We start from the raw sequence: 254 nt of genomic DNA, 5'->3' as shown, positions 1-254 counted from the left end.
TCATCAAGATAACGTTGTGCCGTGGGCAGGTAGTTGGGTAACAATTCCCGCCGTTTCATCTCGACCCGTTCTGCTGTGGTCAGTAACTCACGTAACCGCTTTACATCCTGCTCAATGGCACGGGCTTGCAGGTGCATACTTGTACCATCGGCAATGGCGACAGCTTGCTGCCGTGCCAGTTTCTGGCGCAGTGCCACTTCTGCCCGGTGTCGTTGAACAGGCGACAGCATTATTTGTTACCCAAAGTTTCAGCA

1 pseudogene is annotated in these 254 nt (G+C 53.1%); it reads right to left on the bottom strand.

The annotated features are described in order from the left end of the window. A pseudogene (locus tag AAC854_RS23585) lies at positions 1-230 on the bottom strand (phage terminase small subunit); the annotation flags it as partial. Between the last annotated feature and the right edge of the window lie 24 nt (positions 231-254).

The organism is Xenorhabdus entomophaga, assembly GCF_037996725.1.
In the GTDB taxonomy this organism is placed as follows: domain Bacteria; phylum Pseudomonadota; class Gammaproteobacteria; order Enterobacterales; family Enterobacteriaceae; genus Xenorhabdus; species Xenorhabdus khoisanae.
Note: the sequence above shows the minus strand (reverse complement) of the source record. Positions and strands in the feature narration are given on the sequence as shown.